This window comes from Bradyrhizobium erythrophlei (assembly GCF_042430365.1).
GTDB classification, from domain to species: Bacteria; Pseudomonadota; Alphaproteobacteria; order Rhizobiales; family Xanthobacteraceae; genus Bradyrhizobium; species Bradyrhizobium erythrophlei.
The window spans coordinates 1-862 of sequence record NZ_JBHMET010000223.1; the positions used below are offsets into that span (position 1 = coordinate 1).

At 68.0% G+C, this 862-nt stretch carries 1 protein-coding gene; it reads left to right on the forward strand.

The genetic code is table 11. The features are described 5' to 3' along the window. On the forward strand, positions 1 to 862 hold an 862-nt coding region (locus ACFFWD_RS31170; protein WP_376971932.1), incomplete at both ends, for an adenylate/guanylate cyclase domain-containing protein.

The window sequence follows — 862 nt, forward strand, 5'->3', positions numbered from 1 at the left end:
GCCGATCTCCGCCGCGGCCGAGGTCAGCGGCGAGCGCCGCTATGTCACGGTGATGTTCTGTGATCTCGTCGGCTCGACCAGCATTTCCGCGCAGCTCGATCCCGAGGAGTGGCGCGACCTCGTCAGCGCTTATCTCGATGCAGCCTCCACCGCCGTGACCGAGTTGGGCGGCCACGTCGCCAAAAAGTTCGGCGACGGGCTAATGATGCTATTCGGCCATCCGCTGGCGCAGGAGAACGACGCCGAACGGGCGGCGCGGGCTGCGCTCTCGATCCAACGGGCGCTCGCCGAGGTGAACCGCAGGAATGCTGAGGCTGGCAAGCCAGCGCTCAACGCCCGCATCGGGATTGAAACCGGACCGGTCGTGGTCGATGCGGCGGGCGAGATTTACGGTGACGCGCCCAACATTGCGGCGCGGGTGCAGGCGCTAGCAGAGCCCGGCACGGTCGTGATGACGGCGCGGGTGCAGCACCAGGTCGCCGGTCTGTTCGTCGTTGAGGAACGCGGCCCCCATGAACTTAAGGGCGTGCCGGAGCCGGTGACGCTGTACCGGCTCGTTAGGGCGAGCGGTGGCGGGCGCCGCGTCGGCCAGCGCCGTCTCACGCCGCTGGTGGGTCGCGAGGAAGAGATCGCGCTGTTGATGCGGCGCTGGGAGCGGGCGCGGCAGGGCGACGGGCAATTGGTGATGATCGTGGGCGAGCCGGGATTGGGAAAATCCCGCCTGATCGAGGAATTCCATCCCCGGCTGCGTGAGGTGCCGCACACTTGGGTGGAATGGGGTTGCTCGCAGCTTCTGCAAAACACGCCGCTGCACCCGATCGCCGATTGGGGGCGGCAGCGCTTCGGTGGCGCCGACATCCCC